Here is an 18,874-nt window from a genome sequence, read left to right as displayed (position 1 = left end):
TTTTCGAATATGTTTTCCGGCCGGAGGGAGCGATCTCGTTGGGTGTCCTAGCGCGAATTCAGACGCCCGAGGACTTGCGCGACCTCGATAGTGCGGAGCTGGCCGAACTGGCTCGCGAGATCCGCGCCTTCCTGGTCGAGAAGGTATCGGCAACAGGGGGCCACCTCGGTCCCAATCTGGGAGTGGTGGAGCTGACTCTGGCGATCCACCGCACCTTCGACTCACCGCGTGATCCGGTCATCTTCGACACGGGCCACCAGGCCTACGTGCACAAGATGCTCACCGGACGCGCAGGAATGTTCGACACACTCCGCAAGCAGGGCGGGCTGTCCGGCTATCCGTCTCGGGTCGAGAGCGAACACGACTGGGTCGAGTCCTCGCACGCATCGGCATCCTTGTCGTATGCCGACGGGTTGGCCAAAGCGTTCGCCCTCAAGGGAGAGGCCGACCGGCATGTCGTGGCTGTGGTCGGTGACGGCGCGCTGACCGGCGGTATGTGCTGGGAGGCGCTGAACAACATCGCCGCCGGCCGAGACCGGTCGCTGGTGATCGTCGTCAACGACAACGGCCGTTCGTACGCCCCGACCATCGGCGGGCTGGCCGATCACCTGGCAGCTCTGCGACTGCAGCCGGGATACGAGAAGATTCTCGACAACGGCCGCCGGATCGTACGACGGATCCCCGTCGTCGGCCGCGCCGCCTACACGATGCTGCACGGCATGAAAGCCGGAGTGAAGGACGCCATCAGCCCGCAGGTCATGTTCACCGATCTCGGCATCAAGTACCTGGGCCCGGTGGACGGTCACGACCAGCACGCCATGGAATCGGCACTGCGCAGAGCCAAGGCGTACGGCGGCCCGGTCATCGTGCACGCGGTGACGCGCAAGGGCATGGGCTACATCCATGCCGAGAACGACGTAGCCGACCAGATGCACGCCACCGGCGTCATCGATCCTGCGACCGGCCTGGCCCGATCCAAATCGGCTCCGGATTGGACGTCGGTGTTCTCGGCGGCGCTCATCGAGCAGGGCGAGCAGAACGAGGACGTCGTGGCCATCACCGCCGCAATGGCCGCGCCCACCGGGCTCGCGGCGTTCGGGGTGCGGTTTCCGGACCGAATGTTCGACGTGGGTATCGCCGAGCAGCATGCGATGACGTCGGCCGCCGGGCTTGCGCTCGGCGGCATGCATCCCGTGGTCGCCATCTACTCCACGTTCCTCAACCGCGCGTTCGATCAACTGCTGATGGACGTCGCCCTGTTGGGTCTTCCCGTCACCATCGTGTTGGATCGCGCGGGAGTCACCGGTGCCGACGGCGCGTCCCACAACGGCATGTGGGACATGTCTCTACTCGGCATCGTTCCGGGCATGAAGGTGGCAGCGCCCCGAGACGCCGCCACTCTTCGAGAGGAGCTGGCCGAGGCGATCGCCACCTCGGACGGCCCTACGGCACTTCGCTTCCCGAAGGGCGCGGTCACCGAAACGGTGCCTGCGGTGCGCAGGTTGGACGGAATACTCGACGTGCTGACCGAGCCGTCCGAGGCCACCGGCGACGTGCTGATCGTTGCCGTCGGGGTGTTCGGGTCGCTCGCCCTCGACGCCGCGAAAAAGCTCGAAGCAGAGGGTATTTCGGTTGCCGTCGTGGATCCACGCTGGGTGCTCCCGGTCCCGCAGTCGCTGCTCAAGATGGCCGAGGATTACCGGTTGGTCGTCACCGTCGAGGACAGCGGCCTGCACGGCGGGATAGGTTCGACGCTCTCGGCCGCGCTGCGCGGTGCCGGTGTCGACGTGCCCTGCCGCGATCTCGGTGTGCCGCAACGATTCCTGGACCACGCATCTCGGGAGCAACTGCACCACGAGTTCGGACTCACCTGCGAAACCGTGGTGCAGCAAGTTTCGCATTGGGTCAAGAGCCTCTGACGGCGTCGGCCGGCTCCGCCTCGCTTCCGACCACGACGCGGCGGCCGGCCACCGCACCTGCTGCAGCCATGGGAATCGTCACTAACAGAAGAAACACAATCGACGGTTCCCACCGCTGCGTCGCCGAATGAACGGCTCCGCACACCAGCGGACCGGCAGCAGCCAGCACGTATCCGACCGTCTGCGCCATGGAACTGAGCGACGCAGCATCACGGGCGTTCGAGGCCCGCAGATTCATCAGCGTCAGCGCGAGCGACAACTGCCCGCCCTGGCCCAAACCGAGCAGTACCGCCCACACCAGGGCCCAGGAATCGGCCGACGACACTATCCCGAGCAGGCCCACGCACGTCGGTAGCGTCACGGCGACCGCCAACGCGCTCTGGTTCCCCAACCTTGTCGCCAGGCTCGGAACCGTCAATGCAGTCAGCACGCTGCTGACCGACAATGCCGTCAACAGCAGACCGGCATCACGCGCGTCCACCCCGCGGTCACGAAAGATCGTAGGTAACCACGCGATCATCGAATACGCCATCAGCGACTGCAAACCCATGAATGCCGTCAACGACCACGCCACGGGCGATGTCAGAACCCCCGTGCGACTCCGAGGAGCGTCGTCGGGGACTGTCGCCGACCCGGCAACCGACAGCCCGCGCGACAGCGTTCGCCCGAAGACCGCCATACTTCCGGCGGCCAATACGACCGGAATCGACCACAGCCCCAGAACAATCCGCCAACCACCGTCGAACGCCTCGGCCAACGGAACGGACACTCCCGACGCCACTCCCGCACTGGCACTGATCACAGCGGTCAACACCCCGGTCAACAACCCCAGTCGTCGCCCCGCCGCCGCATCGGGTTCACCTATCGAACTCCACTCTCTGCCCCTGGGTCGTTCCGACAGGCTCCACTCCCGCACCACCAGACGGACGAAAACCGGACCCAACACATTCGCGACCGCGATACCCGCCGCCGCGACGAGAGTGCCGACCACGAGGATCGGCCACGACGGCACCGCGCGTACAGCTGTGCCGACGGCCACCAGGAACAGGCACACCACGAGAACGTGCGTGACCTGGGCGCGGCGCACGAAATAGCGTGCGGTGGCGGCGAATACACCGAGGCAGATCACCGGACCCGTGGTCAGCAACGCCATGGATGTCGAGTTCGCGGAGTAGAACTTGGCGATGTCGGAGGTGAGTGCCGACGTACTGCCGAACAGCAGGCGCAGGCTCAGTCCGAACACCACGTCGGTGCCCACGGCGCATGCGATACGAAGCTTCATGTCCTACTTTCGACGGCAGATCGACCGACAGAGTGCACCCCCACCCTGCCTTATCGGTCGAGAGAACCGCGGACCCGCCGTCGTTCGGGCAACCTCGATTCAGACGCCCATCTCTTCGAGTTCCATCCCTTTGGTCTCGGTGATCTTGTATTTGACGAAGAAGAAGGAAAGGAGAGCGAACAGTGCGAAGAACGAGTAGATGAAGCCGAGTCCGATGGTGTCGGACAACGGCGGGAATGCCAATGTGATGGCGAAATTCGCTATCCAGTTCGCGGCGGTACTGATGCCCAACGCCACGGCACGCATTCGATTGGGGAACATCTCTCCGAGCATCACCCACATGATCGGTCCCCATGTTGCTGCGAAGAAGACCACGAACAGATTTGCGCCGACGAGCGCGACCGGGCCCCACGGCGACGGCAATTCGAGTTGGTCGCCGCTTCCGACGGCTTGCGTGAACGAGACTGCGGCCAGGACCAAACCGACGAACATGCCGATCGAGCCGATCATCAACAGATTTCGGCGACCGAATCGATCGACGAACAAGATTGCGACGAATGTCATCGATACATTGATGACGGACGTGATCACCGACGTGACGAACGATTGATTTTCGCTGAATCCCACCGATTTCCACAGCGTCGTCGAGTAGTAGAAGATCGCGTTGATCCCGACGAACTGCTGCAGAATCGCCATCGTGATACCGACCCACACGATCGGCTGCAGACCGAATTTGGGTCCTCGGATATCGGCGAACGAGGATTTGGATTCTCGCCGGAGAGTCAGGCGAATTTCCCGGATGCGTTCGTCGGGATTCACTTCGCCGGTGATGTCGCCCAGAATGCGGGCAGCTTCCTCGTCGAGGTGTTTACCCACCAGGTACCGAGGTGATTCCGGAATGAGGGTCGCGAGAAATCCGTAGACCAGTGCGGGCGCGACGCCGACCAGGAACATCCACCGCCACGCTTCGAGGCCGAACCACAGATCGTTCGACGGTCCGCCTGCCGCGTTCTGAAGAACCGCATCCGAGAGCAGCGCGGCAAAGATTCCGACGGTGATTGCCAATTGCTGCAGCGATGCCAATCCACCGCGATAGCGAGCCGGTGCTATCTCCGAGATGTACGCGGGCGCGATCACCGACGCAATTCCGATACCCAGCCCGCCGAGGACCCTCCACAACATCAGATCGGGGACGCTGAAGGCGAACCCGGACCCCACCGAGGAAATGGTGAACAGCGCGGAGCCGAGCAGCATCACCTTCTTGCGGCCCCAACTGTCGGCCAGGCGACCGGCGAACCAGGCTCCGACCGCGCACCCGAGTAGCGCGATTGCGACCGCGAACCCCGTGACGAACGACGACAGAGCGAAATTTTCCTGGATCGAGTCGACTGCACCGTTGACGACGGACGAATCGAATCCGAACAGAAACCCGCCGACAGCGGCGGCGATGGTGACTCCGATGACCTTTGCGGTGTGCCGATCGGTCGATTGCGTCATGGCATGAACCAGCTTTCGGGTGAACAGCGTCCATGGTGGTCGTCGCCATCTTCGTCCTCGGAGTGCCGGCGCGTCAGTGAAATCGCCTCGATATTCGTGGCGTGCAGCGATCCAATTGCGGAAATAGGCGAAATGTCCGATATTGCGCTGTCGAACTCGAAGTTGCGGACGGAAAACTGCCGTAAGTCGTCCATAACTTCGAGTTCGGCGGCAGGTGGCTATCGCGCCTGGGTGGCCGACCACTGATCGAAGGTCTGGAAACCGTGATCCGAACCGGTCGTGGTGACCAGCGTTCCGTCTCGCATCGCGCGACCGTATGCGCCGGGAATCGGGACCTCGAGCACCAGGCCACGGGCACCGATGGCACGTGCATAGCGCCGCACCATCTCGGCCATCCGTTCTTGTCTCGGCCCGCCGAGGTCGGCAACGCGGCCCGCGGGGGAGTGCTCGGCCAGATCGATCAGTCGATCGGCGACCTCGCGGGCGGCGATCGGTTGCGAGACCATCTTCGGGACGATGCTCACCGGACCGAACGACGCGCGTGCACGGATCTGAGCGGCGAATTCGTGGAATTGAGTGGCTCGCAGGATCGTCCACGGCACTGACCCGGACCGAATCATGTTCTCCTGCTCGACTTTTCCGGCGTAGTACGAGTGCGGAGCCTTGTCTATCCCCACGATGGACAGCGCCACATGGTGGCCGACTCCGGCCTCGATCTCGGCCGCCAGCAAGTTGCGGGTGACGGCGGAGAAGAACGCCGTCGATTCCTTCGCCGAGACCGTTTGTGTCGACGCGACATCGACGGCGGCGTCGACGCCGGCCAGAGCGTCGGACAGGCCGGTCCCGTCGACGAGGTCGACACCGGCCGACCGCGACAGCACGACGACCTCGTGCCCACGCTCACGCGCCACGTCGACGACATGCGTTCCGACGGTTCCTGTTCCACCGGCTACGGCGATCTTCATCGTGTGTCCACCTGTCCTGTTCGGAGTCGATCGGCTCGAGGAGTTCGGGCCTCACCTGCACTGACGACGTAGCCCACGAGAATGTATGGCCGTCACGACCAGTGTCGAAGTTTCTCAGGGTTGAGCACGATCCACACGTCGGTGACCACGGCGGAATCGGTGCGGAAACCGATCACACCGGTGACCACACCGTGTCGGCGAAGGACTATCCCGGTCAGGCCGTTGACCGATTCGATCAACCGGTCGAGGTCGGTGGACTTGACGGTGATACCCAGAACGAAGCGGGCGACCCGATCGGCCCCGCGAACCGGGTTGCGGGCCGCCGACACTCGTCCGCCGCCGTCACTGACGAGGGTGATGTCGGGGGCGAGCAGTGCGACGAGCGCATCGAGATCTCCGCCGGCGGCGGCAGCCACGAAAGCGCGGACGACGCGGTCGTGGGTGTCGGGAGCGCTGGGGCCGCGGCGATCGTCGTGCACCCGTCGCCGAGCAGCCGAGGCCAGTTGGCGGCAGGCGGCGGGGGTCCGACCGAGAACGTTCGCGATGTCGTCGAATGGAATCGCGAATGCATCGTGCAGCACGAACGCGACACGTTCTGCCGGGCTCAGTGAGTCCAGAACGACGAGCAACGCCAGGCCGACGGACTCGTGGAGGGCGACGCGGTCGGCCGGGTCCGATGTGCCGTCGTCGCCGGTCGCAAGGGCTCGGACGGGTTCGGGAAGCCATTGCCCCACATAGTGTTCCCGGCGTACGCGGGCGGATCCGAGCAGGTCCAGACAGATGCGGCCGACGACGCGGGTGAGCCACGCACGGGGGACGTCGATGGCGTCACGTTCGGCGTCGGTGAGTCGGTACCAGCGGAGCAGCGCTTCCGATGCCGCGTCCTCGGCGTCGCTGTAGGAGCCCAGCATTCGATAGCCGATGCCGATCAACCGACTGCGTTCGCTGTTCATCGGATCAGACCTTATCCCGACACGAAAAAGCCGAGTTCGAGGTTATGGACGAAAATCCGGAGAAACCCGTCCATAACCTCGAACTCGGCGGGTACAGCTAGACGCTGGCAACACCGGGCGCGAGGAAGCGCTGACCGGTGGCGGCCTCGGACGCGCCGCTGCGATCCAGGTACGGAGTGATGCCGCCGTTCCAGAAGCCGAAGCCACCGCCGAGGAGCAGGCAGAGGTCGATATCCTCGGCTGCTGCCACGACGCCCTCGTCGAGCATGATCTTGATCTCGTCGGCGATCGCGTTGCGGGTTCGCTCGAGAACCTGTTCGGCCGTCGACGGTGAATCACCCTGCGGCCACAGTGCGGCCACCTCGGGGTCGACGACCTGGCCCTCGGGTCCGTAGGTCCACACGCCCGGCTTCTTCGCCTCGACGAGCGCACGGAATCCGGCGGAGTCCTTGAATCGCTCCGGGTACGCCTCGGCCAGTGTTTCCGCGGTGTGCAGAGCGACGGCCGGTCCGACGAGGGCCAGCAACGTCAGCGGGCTCATCGGCATGCCGAGTTCGCCCACTGCGCCGTCGGCCACATCGAACGGGGTGCCCTCATCGATGGCGCTGATGATCTCGTTCGACGCGCGCGTGACGAGACGGTTGAAGACGAATCCGGGGAGATCCGCCGACAGCACGGCCGACTTCTTGAGGGTCTTGGCCGTCGCGAATGCCGTTGCGAGAGTGGCGTCGTCGGTCTTCTCGCCCTTGACGACCTCGAGCAGCGGAAGTACGGCCACGGGGTTGAAGAAGTGGAAACCGACGACCCGCTCGGGGTGCTTCAGATCGGCCGCCATCTTCGTGATCGACAGCGAAGACGTGTTGGTCGCGAGAATCGTTTCGGCAGAGACGAATTCCTCGACCTCGGCGAACACCTTCTTCTTGACGTCCAGGTTCTCGAACACGGCCTCGATGACGAAGTCGGTGTTGGCGAACGCAGACTTGTCGATCGAGCCGGACACCAACGCCTTCAACCGATTCGCGGCGTCGGGGGACAGGCGCTTCTTGCCGAGCAGCTTGTCGATCTCGCTGTGAACGTAGCCGACGCCCTTGTCGATGCGCTCCTGATCGATGTCGGTGAGGATCACCGGCACCTTGAGCTGGCGCACGAACAGCAGTGCGAGCTGGCTGGCCATCAGACCGGCACCGACGATGCCGACACCGGAGATCTTGCGCGCGAGCGACTTGTCGGGCGCACCGGCGGGACGCTTTGCGCGCTTCTGAACCAAGTCGAAGGCGTACAAACCGGCACGCAACTCGTCCTTGACCAACAGCGTCGACAGCGCGTCGTCCTCGGCCGCGAAGGCCTTGTCGAGAGACGCGGAATCGGTGATGTCGGTGTTCTTGGCGAGCTCGAGCAGGTCGACGGCAGCGACCGGTCCCGGTGCGAAATTGCCGGTCTTGCCGGCCACGATGCCCCTGGCACGGGCGATGGCGTCGTCCCAGGCCTGCCCGCGGTCGATCTCGGGACGGTGGGGGACGACCTCGCCCTTGATGACCTGAGCGGCCCACGCGAGGGACTGCTCGAGGAAGTCAGCTCCGCCGAAGAGGGCGTCGGCGATTCCCAGGTCGAGTGCCTGCTGCGGCTTGAGGACGCGGTTCTGGTTCAGTGCGTTCTCGATCACGACGGTGACCGCGTTCGAGGCTCCGATGATGTTGGGCAGCAACTGAGTTCCGCCCCATCCCGGTACCAGGCCGAGGAAGGTCTCGGGCAGGCCGAGCGCGGCAGCGTTCTCCGCGACGGTCCGGTAGTGCGAGTGCAGTCCTACTTCGAGTCCACCGCCGAGTGCGGCACCGTTGATCAAGGCAAACGTCGGAATCGTGCTTTCGCGCAGGCGACGGAACACCTTGTGGCCGAGCTGCCCGATCTGCAGCGCCTCGTCCTTGGTCTTGATGTTCGGCACACCGTTGAGGTCGGCACCGACGGCGAATATGAACGGCTTGCCGGTGACGGCGATGGCGACCGGGTTCGCTGCGAATGCCTCGTCCAGTGCGGCGTCGAACTTGGCGAGTCCGCCGGGACCGAAGGTCGACGGCTTGGTGTGATCGAAGCCGTTGTCCAGGGTCACCAGTGCGATGGAGCCGTCGAGCCCCGGTACGGACACGATCTTGGTGAACGCGTTCGTGACTACCTCGTCCTCGAACGCCGTCGTGATGTCACTCATGCCTTGGCTCCTGAGTAGTCAGCGTGGTTGGGGTTCTCCCAGATGACGGTGCCGCCCATGCCGAGACCGATGCACATGGTCGTCAGGCCGTAGCGGACGTCGGGTTGCTGGGCGAACTGACGACTGAGCTGCGTCATCAGGCGGACGCCCGAGGAAGCGAGCGGGTGGCCACACGCGATGGCGCCGCCCCACTGGTTGACGCGGGGGTCGTCGTCGGCGATGCCGTAGTGCTCGAGGAAGGCGAGAACCTGGATGGCGAAGGCCTCGTTGATCTCGAACAGACCGATGTCGTCGATGCTCAATCCGGTTCGGCCGAGCAGCTTTTCGGTTGCGGGAACCGGGCCGATGCCCATGACGGCGGGATCGACGCCGGCGAAGCTGAAGCCGACCATCCGCATCCCGATGTTCAGGCCGAGCTCGTGCGCGGTGTCCTCACCGGCGAGGATCGCCGCGGTGGCGCCGTCGTTGAGTCCCGCGGCATTGCCTGCGGTGACGCGACCTGCGGGCCGGAACGGCGTCTTGAGCTTGGCGAGGTCTTCGACGGTGGTGCCGGGACGAGGTGGCTCGTCTTCGGTGGCCAGACCCCATCCTGCGGCGGATTTCGTGGCGACCGGAACGAGAGTGTCGGCGATGTAGCCGGCCTTCTTGGCGGCGTCGTACTTGTTCTGGCTCGCGACGGCGTAGGCGTCGGTGCGGTCCTTGGTGATGCTCGGGAACCGGTCGTGCAGGTTCTCGGCGGTGTTGCCCATCACCAGTGCACTGGGATCGACGAGCTTGTCGGCGAGGAAGCGCGGGTTGGGGTCGACACCCTCACCCATCGGGTGGCGGCCCATGTGCTCGACTCCGCCTGCGATGACGACGTCGTACTGGCCGAATCCGATTCCCGATCCGGTGGTGGTCACCGAGGTCATCGCACCCGCGCACATGCGGTCGATCGCAAATCCCGGGACGCTGCGGGGGAGCCCGGCCAGGAGAGCGGACGTCCGGCCGATGGTCAGGCCCTGATCGCCGGTCTGTGTGGTCGCAGCGATCGCGACCTCGTCGATGCGCTCGGGAGGAAGATTGGGGTTCTTGCGGAGAAGCTCGCGTATTGCTTTGACGACGAGGTCGTCTGCGCGAGTGTCGGCGTACATGCCCTTGGGGCCTGCTTTGCCGAACGGGGTACGGATGCCGTCGACGAAGACAACATTCCTCTGTGAGCTGGTGGACGGGGGTACAGACACGCTTTTCGATCCTCCCGACAGATGCGGACGACTCGTCCGGGTGCCCGGACGCGCCACCCACTGTAGCGGGTATTACCCGTCGGTAACTTGGGAAGGGTGCAGTGCCTTCGTCAGAACCGGCACCACCAGCGAGCGTTGCCACGGCCGAGCCCCACCCTCGGTCAACCGAGCGTCGATCATCTCTCCTGGGTCGACGCCGTCGTCGTCGGGAGTCTGCCAATCCCATACGAGTCGCCGAAGTAGATCCGGCATCAGCAGGTTCTCGACCGGTACCGACACCGATTCACTCAGCTCGGTCATCGCCGCTCGCACATCGGCCAGTCGGGACGCTGCGTCCGGATCGCGGCGGGCCCATCGGTTGACCGGGGGCGGCCCGTCGAACGATGCCGCCATCGACGGCAACTCCGCGGTGGGCAGCGCCCGTGCTCGGGTCAGGGCCGAGGCCCACAACCGAGAGGACCGACGCTGACGGGGGCCGCCGAAGACCGGTAGCTGTTCGAGTTCGCGTGAGGACTTCGGATCGGCCGTCGCCGCGGCGACGATCGCCGAGTCGGGCAGGACCCGGCTGGGCGCGACGTCGCGCTTGGCCGCCAATTCGTCTCGGGTGGTCCACAATTCGCGGACGGCAGCCAACGTTCGTGGTGACTTGATCGCATGGATTCCCGATGTCCGACGCCATCTGTCGGTTTTCGGTTTGGGCGGACCGAGGGCGAGGATGTGGGCGAATTCCTGTGCCGCCCAGTCCGTTTTGCCTTGTCGTTCGAGCTCCGCGGCCATTTCGTCGCGAAGCTCGAGCAGAACTTCGACGTCGAGGGCGGCGTAGTTGAGCCAGGTGTCGGGGAGGGGACGGGTGGACCAGTCGGCCGCGCCGTGCCCCTTCTGCAGGGCCAGGCCGAGGGTTCGCTCGACTATCGCACCGAGGCCGACGCGGTCGAATCCTGCCAAGCGGCCGGCGAGTTCGGTGTCGTACAGCGTGGCGGGGACGAGCCCCAGTTCGGCGAGACCGGGCAGGTCCTGGTCCGCGGAGTGCAATACCCATTCGAGCGGGTTGATGACCTCCGCCAGTGGCGCGAGGTCGCCGGTGACGGGTATGGGGTCGAGCAACACGGTGCCTGCGCCGCGGCGGCGGAACTGCACGAGGTACGCACGTTGGGAGTAGCGGAAGCCGGACGCGCGCTCGGCGTCGACAGCGAGGGGCCCGTGGCCTGCGGCGAGTGCCTCTGCGGCTGCGCGAACGGCATCGACGGTGTCGACGACGTCGGGAACCCCGTCAGCGGGGGCCAACAACGGAACGGCGACAGGCTCGTCCGCTTCTACATCCGACGCGGCGTCCGGGGAACTCTCGGCTGACATGAGATGTGACTCTAGGCCCTGGGGCCGAACGGGCCGGCAACTATGTACGACTGGAACTGCTATGTCCGACTGGAACTGCGCTGACCGAGGGTGGTGATGCCCGCGGGCGGCAGGCCCGCGGCGTAGGCGAGCACCTCGCAGAACGCCTCGACGTGGGTCGAGAGATCCTCGGACGTCGCCGTCCAGGACGCGCGAAGTTCGAGTTGGTGAGCCTTCGGCGGGCCGGCGATGTCGCCGTACCGTACCGAGCTGGTCGAGGTGACCGTGCCACCGAGCGCGTTCAACGGTTCCGATCGCGATTCGAGGGCGTCGACCAGCCAACTCCAGCCGACCTCGGGGAGCAGCGGATCGTCGGCGAGGGACTCGTCCACGTCGGCCTGGATGTACGCGACCAGGCGGTGAGTGCCGTTCCAGGCCTCGGCACCGTCGGGGTCGTACAACAGGATCAGACGGCCGAACGCGTCGCCGTCGCTCTGTTCGTCGATCTGCTCGGAGTCGGCGTGCTTGACCTCGGCACCGATCGCATAGCTGTACGGAGCGAGTCTCTGCGGCGGCCGAATCGGACCGATTTCGATCGACGGGTGTACCTGCGCCCGATGCATCGCGTCGATGGCGGCGCGGAAAGGCGCAGGTTCGGCGTCAGATCGGTGCTCGGTCACGTCACCGGACGTTAGACGCGTCACGTTGCCCTGCGATGGAGGCGCGCCGAGCCGTGATCGAACTGCGCCGAGCGTCCGTCGAACGATCCGAGTGTCCTGAACTGCGATGAGTGTCTCGCCCTCGAGGGTAGCGGCGGTCGTCGCACGTGGCAGCATGGACGGTGATGAACGCCGAATCGCACACCGCAGCCCCCGCCCGACGAGAACTTCCGGAGGCGCCGTTTCTGGCCGCGATCGACGGTCGACCGACGTCGAGGCGGCCGGTGTGGTTCATGCGTCAGGCCGGCAGGTCCCTTCCGGAATACCGCAAGATCCGTGCAGGCATCGGGATGTTGGACTCGTGCTTCCGGCCCGATCTGGTCGCCGAGATCACCTTGCAGCCCGTACGTCGTCACGACGTCGACGCAGCGATCCTCTTCTCCGACATCGTGGTTCCGCTCAAAGCCGCGGGCATCGATCTCGACATCGTCGCCGGTACCGGACCGGTGGTTGCGCATCCGGTGCGTTCGGCTGCGGACGTCGCGGCTCTGCCCGTCCTCACTGCCGACCAGGTGCAGCCGGTGGCCGACGCCGTCCGCATTCTCACGCGTGAGCTGGAAAGCACTCCGCTGATCGGATTCGCCGGAGCACCCTTCACTCTTGCGTCCTACCTGGTCGAGGGTGGTCCGAGCCGCAATCACGAGAAGACCAAAGCACTGATGCGGTCCGATCCGGCCACGTGGCATGCCTTGCTCGACGCATTGGCCTCCACCACGATCACCTTTCTGCAGGCCCAGCTGGCTGCGGGCGTCGACGCCGTTCAGGTGTTCGACTCCTGGGCGGGTGCACTCTCGCTCGCCGATTACCGCAAGTACGTCTTGCCGCACTCGACGCGAGTGTTCGACGCCGTGTCCTCGGCCGGCGTCCCGAAGATCCACTTCGGGGTCGGCACCGGAGAACTGCTCGGTGCCATGGGCGAGGCCGGTGCCGACGTGGTCGGGGTCGACTGGCGGATTCCGCTCGACGATGCGGTGCACCGGGTGGGCCACGGCAAGGCTCTGCAAGGCAATCTCGATCCCGCAGTGCTGTTCGCGGGCTGGGACGCAGTCGAGGCCGAGGTCCGACGCATTGCCGCCGAGGCGGATCGTGCGATCGCGGCCGGTGCCCGCGGCCACGTGTTCAATCTCGGCCACGGCGTGCTTCCCGATACCGATCCCGACATCCTGACTCGCGTCGTCTCGTTGGTGCATTCGTTGTGACCGTCCGGCGTTACGCCGTTGTCGGCGGCGGAATTTCCGGCCTCGTCGCGGCGTATCGCTTGCGGCAGGCGTGCGGGCCCGACGCAGAGATCACTCTCGTCGAGGCATCGTCCCGGGTGGGCGGCACCCTGCGCACCACCTCGGTCGGCGATCAGTCGCTCGATGTCGGTGCCGAGGCATTCATCGGTCGCCGCCCGGAGGTGCCCGCGCTGCTTGCGGAACTGGGGCTCACCGATCAGCTCGTGCACCCGTCGACGGTGCGACCGCTCGTCTTCTCCGGTGGTCGCACTCATCCACTTCCGGTGGGCACCCTGATGGGTATCCCATCGTCGGCGGAGTCCGTCCGAGAGCTGGTCGATCCGTCCGAGCTGCACATCATCGACACCGAGACCGAGCGGCCGTTTCGATGGGTCCGGGGCTCCGATGCCAGCGTGGCCGATCTTGTGGGCACACGTTTCGGGGACCAGGTGGTGAGCCGTTCGGTCGATCCACTGCTCGGCGGGGTCTACTCCGGTTCGGCGAGCTCCATCGGTGTCCGTGCTGCGCTGCCGACGCTGGCCGCTGCGTTGGACAACGGCGCGGCGAACCTGACCGAGGCTGTGCTGAAGGCACTCCCGACTCCGTCCCCGGGGCCGGTGTTCGGTGGACTCCGGGACGGCTACGCGGTGCTGCTCGATGCCTTGGTTACAGCCACCGACGCTCGCGTTCTGCGCGAGACGAGCGTCGGCGAGATCCGCCGTGAGTCGGGCGGCTGGTTCGTCGATCGGGTGGGTGTGGTCGACGGGGTCGTGCTGGCGGTACCGGCACCGATACTGGCCGATCTCATCGCAGACCTCGCACCGGACGCGTCGCGCGCGGCCCGTGAGATCGAACTGGCGTCGTCGACGGTCGTGGCGATGGCGTTTCCGACGTCGACCGAGCTGCCGCAGAATTCGGGAATTCTGGTGGCGACGGACGCGGGGCTGGACGTGAAGGCGTTCACGCTGTCCAGTCGAAAGTGGCCGCACCTGGCCGAGCGTGACGCGGTACTGCTGCGAGCCTCGCTCGGGCGTTTCGGCGACGACACCGCCGCGCAGCGATCCGACGAGGACACGATCGACGTCGCGCTCGCCGACCTGGCCACGGTCGCGGGTATCGACACCCGGCCGCTGGCAGTGACCGTCCAGCGGTGGCCGGGCGGATTGCCGCAGTACGCTCCCGGACACCTCGACCGCGTCGCCGCCATCGAATCCGGAGTGTCCGAACTCGCCGGGCTCGCCGTGACCGGAGCGTGGCAGCGCGGCGTCGGGGTGCCGGCCTGTATTGCGTCCGCCACCACCGCTGCCGCCCGTCTGGTCGAGGTGGCACGATAGGGGCCATGGCACGCCTCGATTACTCAGCGCTCAATTCGACTCTCCGGTACTTGATGTTCTCGGTCTACAAGGTCACACCCGGGGTTCTGGGCGACGACCGCGCGGCCGCTGCGAAGGAAGCGAGGGCATTCTTCGAGGGCCGTGAGGACAAGGGTGTCGTCGTGCGCGGGGTCTACGACATCGCCGGCATGCGGGCCGACGCCGACTTCATGGTGTGGACGCACGCCGAGCGCATCGAGGACCTTCAGGCGACGTACTCCGACTTCCGGCGCACCACCGCGCTGGGCAAGGCGAGCACGCCGGTATGGAGCAACACTGCTCTGCACCGCCCCGCCGAGTTCAACAAGAGCCACGTGCCTGCGTTCATCGCGGGCGAGGATCCGGGTGCGTACATCTGCGTGTACCCGTTCGTCCGCTCGATCGACTGGTACCTGCTGCCCGACGAGGAACGTCGGACGATGCTCGCCGATCACGGGAAGGCAGCACGCGACTACAAGGACGTGCGCGCCAACACCGTCCCCTCGTTCGCGCTCGGTGACTACGAGTGGATCCTGGCTTTCGAAGCACCCGAGCTCGACCGCATCGTGGACCTGATGCGCGATCTCCGGGCCACCGAGGCACGCCGACACGTGCGCGAGGAGACGCCGTTCTTCACCGGCCCTCGGGTCGAGGTGGACGCGCTCGTCGAATCACTACCGTGACGGGGACGGACACACCCATCGTCGACGCCGTTCTCTTCGACTTCTCCGGCACACTCTTCCGACTGGAAGAGGAGCCGTCGTGGTTCGACGGTGTGCACGATGCCGACGGCGTTCCGGTCGACGGAGCCGGAGCCGCCGAGCTCATGCGACGCATGACCGCTCCGGTCGGCGAGACCGTCGAGTTCGACGACGCCACTCGGCACGCATGGCGTCATCGCGATCTGGATCCGGCCCTGCATCGGCAGGCGTATCTGCACGTTCTGGCGCAGTCCGGCATCACCGCCGCGGCACAGGCCGAATCGGTGTACGGACGAGTCATCGACGCCGACTCCTGGACGCCCTATCCCGACACGGAAGCGGCACTGTCGACATTGGCGGGACGGTCGATTCGCGTCGGGGTGCTGAGCAACATTGCCTTCGACATCCGTCCTGCGTTCACTGCTCGGGGCCTGGACCGGTACGTCGACGAATTCGTGCTCTCGTTCGAGGTCGGGCACGTCAAACCGCAACCGGAGATCTTCCGACATGCGGTGGCCGCTCTCGGCGTCGAGCCCGCGCGGACACTGATGGTGGGCGACAGTGCCGAGGCCGACGGCGCGGCACAGGAGATCGGGTGCAGTTTCGCACTCGTCGATCCGGTGCCGACGGCCGAGCGTCCCGACGCACTGCTGGCAGCGTTGAGCGCGTTCGGGATTCGATGACCGGAGTGACCGGCGTCCAGCACATGGGCCACTGGGGGATGTTCCGCGCCGACTCGGACGGACGCGACGTCACCGCGATTCATCCTCAGGTGACGGACAGCAATCCTTCCCCGGTGCTGGGCAACCTCGTCGGTTCGGTGACCCATCGATCCCGAGTCACCTCGCCTGCGATACGCAGAGGCTGGCTCGAGAACGGTCCCGGCCCCACCGACAGGCGCGGTAGCGAGGAGTTCGTCGACGTCTCGTGGGACGAGCTCACCGACCTGTTGTCGCGCGAATTGCGCCGCGTGGTGGACACATTCGGCAACAACGCCATCTACGGCGGGTCGTACGGTTGGGCCAGTGCCGGCCGCTTTCATCATGCGCAGAGTCAGGTACACCGCTTCCTGAACTGCATCGGCGGCTACACGCGATCCGTGCACAGCTATTCGCTCGGTGCGACCGGCGTCATCATGCCGCACGTGCTCGGCGCGCACTGGAAGATGTTCTCCCGCTCCACATCCTGGTCCGTGATCGCCGAACACACCGAACTGCTGGTGGCGTTCGGCGGAGTTCCGGTGAAGAACACCGGCATCAATCACGGTGGTACGTCGGATCATCCGACCGTCGGTTCGCTCGACGCGATGCGCGCCCGCGGCGGGCAGATCGTCACCGTCGGTCCATTGCGCAACGACATGTCGGGCGAGGCGCGGTGGATCGCCCCACGCCCCGGAACCGACGTGGCGATGATGCTGGCTCTGGCATACGTCCTGGCCGACGAAAAACTGCACGACACAGCGTTTCTGGAGAAATACTGCGAGGGTTACCCCGAGTTCGAGCGCTACCTTCTCGGTGTCTCGGACGACACTCCCAAGACCCCGCAGTGGGCGTCGGACATCTGCGGCATCGAGCCCATGATCATCGCGGACCTCGCCCGGGAGATGGCCTCGAAACGCACGATGGTCACCGTCACCTGGTCGTTGCAACGTACGCAGCACGGTGAACAGGCTCCGTGGATGGGCATCACGTTGGCAGCGATGTTAGGCGAAATCGGCGTTCCCGGTGGGGGATTCGGACACGGATACGGCTCGATGAACGAGCCCGGCCTCGCTCCTGTGCCCTATCCGTTGCCGACACTGCCGCAGGGAATCAATCCGGTGGCCGATCTGATTCCGGTTGCAGCTGTCTCGGACATGCTGCTCAACCCCGGGCACGAATTCGACTACGACGGCCGACGTTTGGTCTATCCCGACATCAAAGTGGTCTATTGGGCGGGCGGCAACCCGTTTCATCACCACCAGGATCTGGGACGATTGCGCCGGGCACTCGGCAGGCCCGATACCGTCGTCGTCCACGATCCCTACTGGACGCCGATGGCCAAGCACGCAGACGTCGTAGTCCCGTCGACCACATCGCTGGAACGGTCGGATCTGAGCTGCACACGCAACGATCCACTGCTCGTGGCCATGGCGCCGGCCGCCGAGCGATTCGCCGACTCGCGCGACGATTACGACACTTTCGCGGAACTCGCTACGAAACTCGGTGTGGGGCAGCAGTTCACCGAGGGGCGCACGTCACAGCAATGGCTCGAGCACATGTACGGGCAGTGGCGCGAGTACTTGCGGGCCGACGGCGTGCAGACCCCGGAATTCGAAGACTTCACGCGTGAGGGCTCGTTCCGGATGAAGACCGAGGACGAGTTGACGTTCCTGGAGGATTTTCGCCAGGACCCGATCGGCAACGCGCTGCGGACACCGAGCGGCAAGATCGAGATATTCTCGGCGACGGTCGCGGGGTTCGATTACGAGGATTGCCGCGGGCACCCGATGTGGTTCGAGCCGCAGGAATGGCTCGGCGGGGCGCGGGCCGAGCAGTTTCCTCTGCACTTGATCGCCAACCAGCCGCGCACCAGGCTGCACAGTCAGCTCGATCACGGTGCGGTGAGCCGACATTCGAAGATTCAGGGCCGAGAGCCGATACGAATGCACCCGTCAGCGGCAGCGGCCAGGGGAGTGTCGGACGGTGACGTCGTGCGGGTGTTCAACGACCGCGGTTCGTGCCTGGCCGGTGTGGTCGTCGACGACGCGATGCTCGAAGCGGTAGTTCAGTTGTCGACCGGGGCCTGGTACGACCCGCTCGATCCGGCTGATCCCGATTCGATGTGCAAGCACGGCAGCGTGAACGTTCTCACCGCCGACGTCGGGTCGTCGTCGCTCTCGCGAGGGTGCACCGGGCAGCACGTGCTGGTGGAGATCGAACGCTACGACGCGCCGCTGCCGCCGATCACTGCGTTCGATCCACCGGTGACACGATCGGTCAGAACACCACCCGCGAGATGATCTCGGCAACCAAGGCCGGCTTGTCCTCGCCTTCGATCTCGAGCGTTGCGGTCGTCACGATCTGCAACGCTCCGCCCGACGCGTCCTCGACAGAGGTGAGGGTGGTCCGCAACCGGACATGGGATCCGACCTTGACAGGGTTGATGAAGCGAACTTTGTTGGAGCCGTAGTTGATTCCGAGTTTGGTGTTCTCGATGGTGTAGATCTGCCAGTTCAGCATCGACACGAGCGACAGACTCAGGAATCCGTGGGCGATCGGAGCGCCGAACGGGCTCTCTTTTTTCGCTCGTTCGACGTCGACGTGGATCCACTGGTGGTCGCCGGTGGCGTCGGCGAAGGTGTTCACCCGTTCATGGGTGATCTGGAGCCAGTCGCTGGTTCCCAGTTCTTCGCCGACGGCCGCCTTGATCTGCTCTGGTGAGGTGAAAGTGCGCATGCTCACAGTATGCACCGTCGCAATAGGGCGCTCGAAAGCGATCATGTGGGAGCGAACGATGACCGGCTCGAGTG

At 65.4% G+C, this 18,874-nt stretch carries 15 protein-coding genes; 6 read left to right on the top strand and 9 right to left on the bottom strand.

The genetic code is table 11. The annotated features are described in order from the left end of the window. The first annotated feature begins 38 nt into the window (after nucleotides 1–38). The gene (gene dxs, locus CH268_RS17820; RefSeq protein ID WP_094652920.1) at nucleotides 39–1,919 is read left to right on the top strand and encodes a 1-deoxy-D-xylulose-5-phosphate synthase; all 1,881 of its coding nucleotides are present in this window, start codon (nucleotides 39–41) and stop codon (nucleotides 1,917–1,919) included. On the opposite strand, the gene CH268_RS17815 is transcribed toward dxs, so the two are convergent. The 8 genes from CH268_RS17815 to CH268_RS17775 form a co-directional block, all read right to left on the bottom strand. Next, a complete protein-coding gene (locus tag CH268_RS17815; RefSeq protein WP_094665309.1) occupies nucleotides 1,906–3,201 on the bottom strand; it encodes an MFS transporter in 1,296 nt (431 codons plus the stop codon). The genes dxs and CH268_RS17815 overlap by 14 nt on opposite strands. A 99-nt stretch (nucleotides 3,202–3,300) precedes the next feature. Continuing rightward, nucleotides 3,301–4,698 (bottom strand): sugar porter family MFS transporter, encoded by a 1,398-nt coding sequence (locus CH268_RS17810; RefSeq protein WP_032365061.1) that lies wholly within the window; start codon nucleotides 4,696–4,698, stop codon nucleotides 3,301–3,303. A gap of 218 nt (nucleotides 4,699–4,916) precedes the next feature. Further along, the gene (locus tag CH268_RS17800) at nucleotides 4,917–5,663 is read right to left on the bottom strand and encodes an SDR family oxidoreductase (protein WP_094665307.1); all 747 of its coding nucleotides are present in this window, start codon (nucleotides 5,661–5,663) and stop codon (nucleotides 4,917–4,919) included. Nucleotides 5,664–5,755: 92 nt separating this feature from the next. Next, nucleotides 5,756–6,616 carry an RNA polymerase sigma factor SigJ gene (gene sigJ, locus CH268_RS17795; protein WP_094665305.1) on the bottom strand — a complete coding sequence of 287 codons (861 nt, stop codon included), beginning with the start codon at nucleotides 6,614–6,616 and terminating at the stop codon, nucleotides 5,756–5,758. Nucleotides 6,617–6,713: 97 nt separating this feature from the next. After that, on the bottom strand, nucleotides 6,714–8,819 hold the full coding sequence (locus CH268_RS17790; RefSeq protein WP_094665303.1) for a 3-hydroxyacyl-CoA dehydrogenase NAD-binding domain-containing protein: 2,106 nt from the start codon (nucleotides 8,817–8,819) through the stop codon (nucleotides 6,714–6,716). Next, nucleotides 8,816–10,042: a thiolase family protein gene (locus CH268_RS17785; protein WP_032391474.1), complete on the bottom strand. Its 1,227-nt coding sequence runs from the start codon at nucleotides 10,040–10,042 to the stop codon at nucleotides 8,816–8,818. Before CH268_RS17785 ends, CH268_RS17790 begins: the two co-directional genes overlap by 4 nt. Nucleotides 10,043–10,114: 72 nt before the next feature. Further along, the gene (locus CH268_RS17780; protein ID WP_094665301.1) at nucleotides 10,115–11,395 is read right to left on the bottom strand and encodes an HRDC domain-containing protein; all 1,281 of its coding nucleotides are present in this window, start codon (nucleotides 11,393–11,395) and stop codon (nucleotides 10,115–10,117) included. Between the two features lie 59 nt (nucleotides 11,396–11,454). Continuing rightward, a complete protein-coding gene (locus tag CH268_RS17775; RefSeq protein WP_255182431.1) occupies nucleotides 11,455–12,054 on the bottom strand; it encodes a DUF3000 domain-containing protein in 600 nt (199 codons plus the stop codon). A 164-nt stretch (nucleotides 12,055–12,218) separates the two neighbouring features. Here CH268_RS17775 and hemE point away from each other — a divergent pair, with 164 nt between their 5' ends. Genes hemE through CH268_RS17750 form a run of 5 tightly spaced genes read left to right on the top strand, consistent with a single transcriptional unit; the run spans nucleotide 12,219 to nucleotide 18,364 of the window. Next, the gene (gene hemE, locus CH268_RS17770) at nucleotides 12,219–13,292 is read left to right on the top strand and encodes a uroporphyrinogen decarboxylase (protein ID WP_094665297.1); all 1,074 of its coding nucleotides are present in this window, start codon (nucleotides 12,219–12,221) and stop codon (nucleotides 13,290–13,292) included. Beyond that, nucleotides 13,289–14,644, top strand: a complete 1,356-nt coding sequence (locus CH268_RS17765) for a protoporphyrinogen oxidase (RefSeq protein WP_094665295.1) — start codon at nucleotides 13,289–13,291, stop codon at nucleotides 14,642–14,644. The genes hemE and CH268_RS17765 overlap by 4 nt, the downstream gene beginning before the upstream one ends. A gap of 5 nt (nucleotides 14,645–14,649) precedes the next feature. After that, the gene (gene hemQ, locus CH268_RS17760; RefSeq protein ID WP_027496920.1) at nucleotides 14,650–15,345 is read left to right on the top strand and encodes a hydrogen peroxide-dependent heme synthase; all 696 of its coding nucleotides are present in this window, start codon (nucleotides 14,650–14,652) and stop codon (nucleotides 15,343–15,345) included. Continuing rightward, nucleotides 15,342–16,046, top strand: coding sequence for an HAD family hydrolase (locus tag CH268_RS17755; RefSeq protein ID WP_255182430.1), 705 nt, complete (start codon nucleotides 15,342–15,344; stop codon nucleotides 16,044–16,046). Before hemQ ends, CH268_RS17755 begins: the two co-directional genes overlap by 4 nt. Beyond that, nucleotides 16,043–18,364 (top strand): molybdopterin-dependent oxidoreductase, encoded by a 2,322-nt coding sequence (locus tag CH268_RS17750; RefSeq protein WP_255182429.1) that lies wholly within the window; start codon nucleotides 16,043–16,045, stop codon nucleotides 18,362–18,364. Before CH268_RS17755 ends, CH268_RS17750 begins: the two co-directional genes overlap by 4 nt. Here the strand turns inward: CH268_RS17750 and CH268_RS17745 are convergent. Beyond that, nucleotides 18,342–18,800 carry a MaoC family dehydratase gene (locus tag CH268_RS17745; RefSeq protein ID WP_176457974.1) on the bottom strand — a complete coding sequence of 153 codons (459 nt, stop codon included), beginning with the start codon at nucleotides 18,798–18,800 and terminating at the stop codon, nucleotides 18,342–18,344. The genes CH268_RS17750 and CH268_RS17745 overlap by 23 nt on opposite strands. Nucleotides 18,801–18,874: the final 74 nt, after the last annotated feature.

It is taken from the genome of Rhodococcus sp. 06-1460-1B, assembly GCF_002258475.1.
Classification (GTDB): domain Bacteria; phylum Actinomycetota; class Actinomycetes; order Mycobacteriales; family Mycobacteriaceae; genus Rhodococcoides; species Rhodococcoides fascians.
The sequence above is the reverse complement of the archived record's forward strand: the minus strand, read 5'-3'. Positions and strand labels throughout refer to the sequence as shown.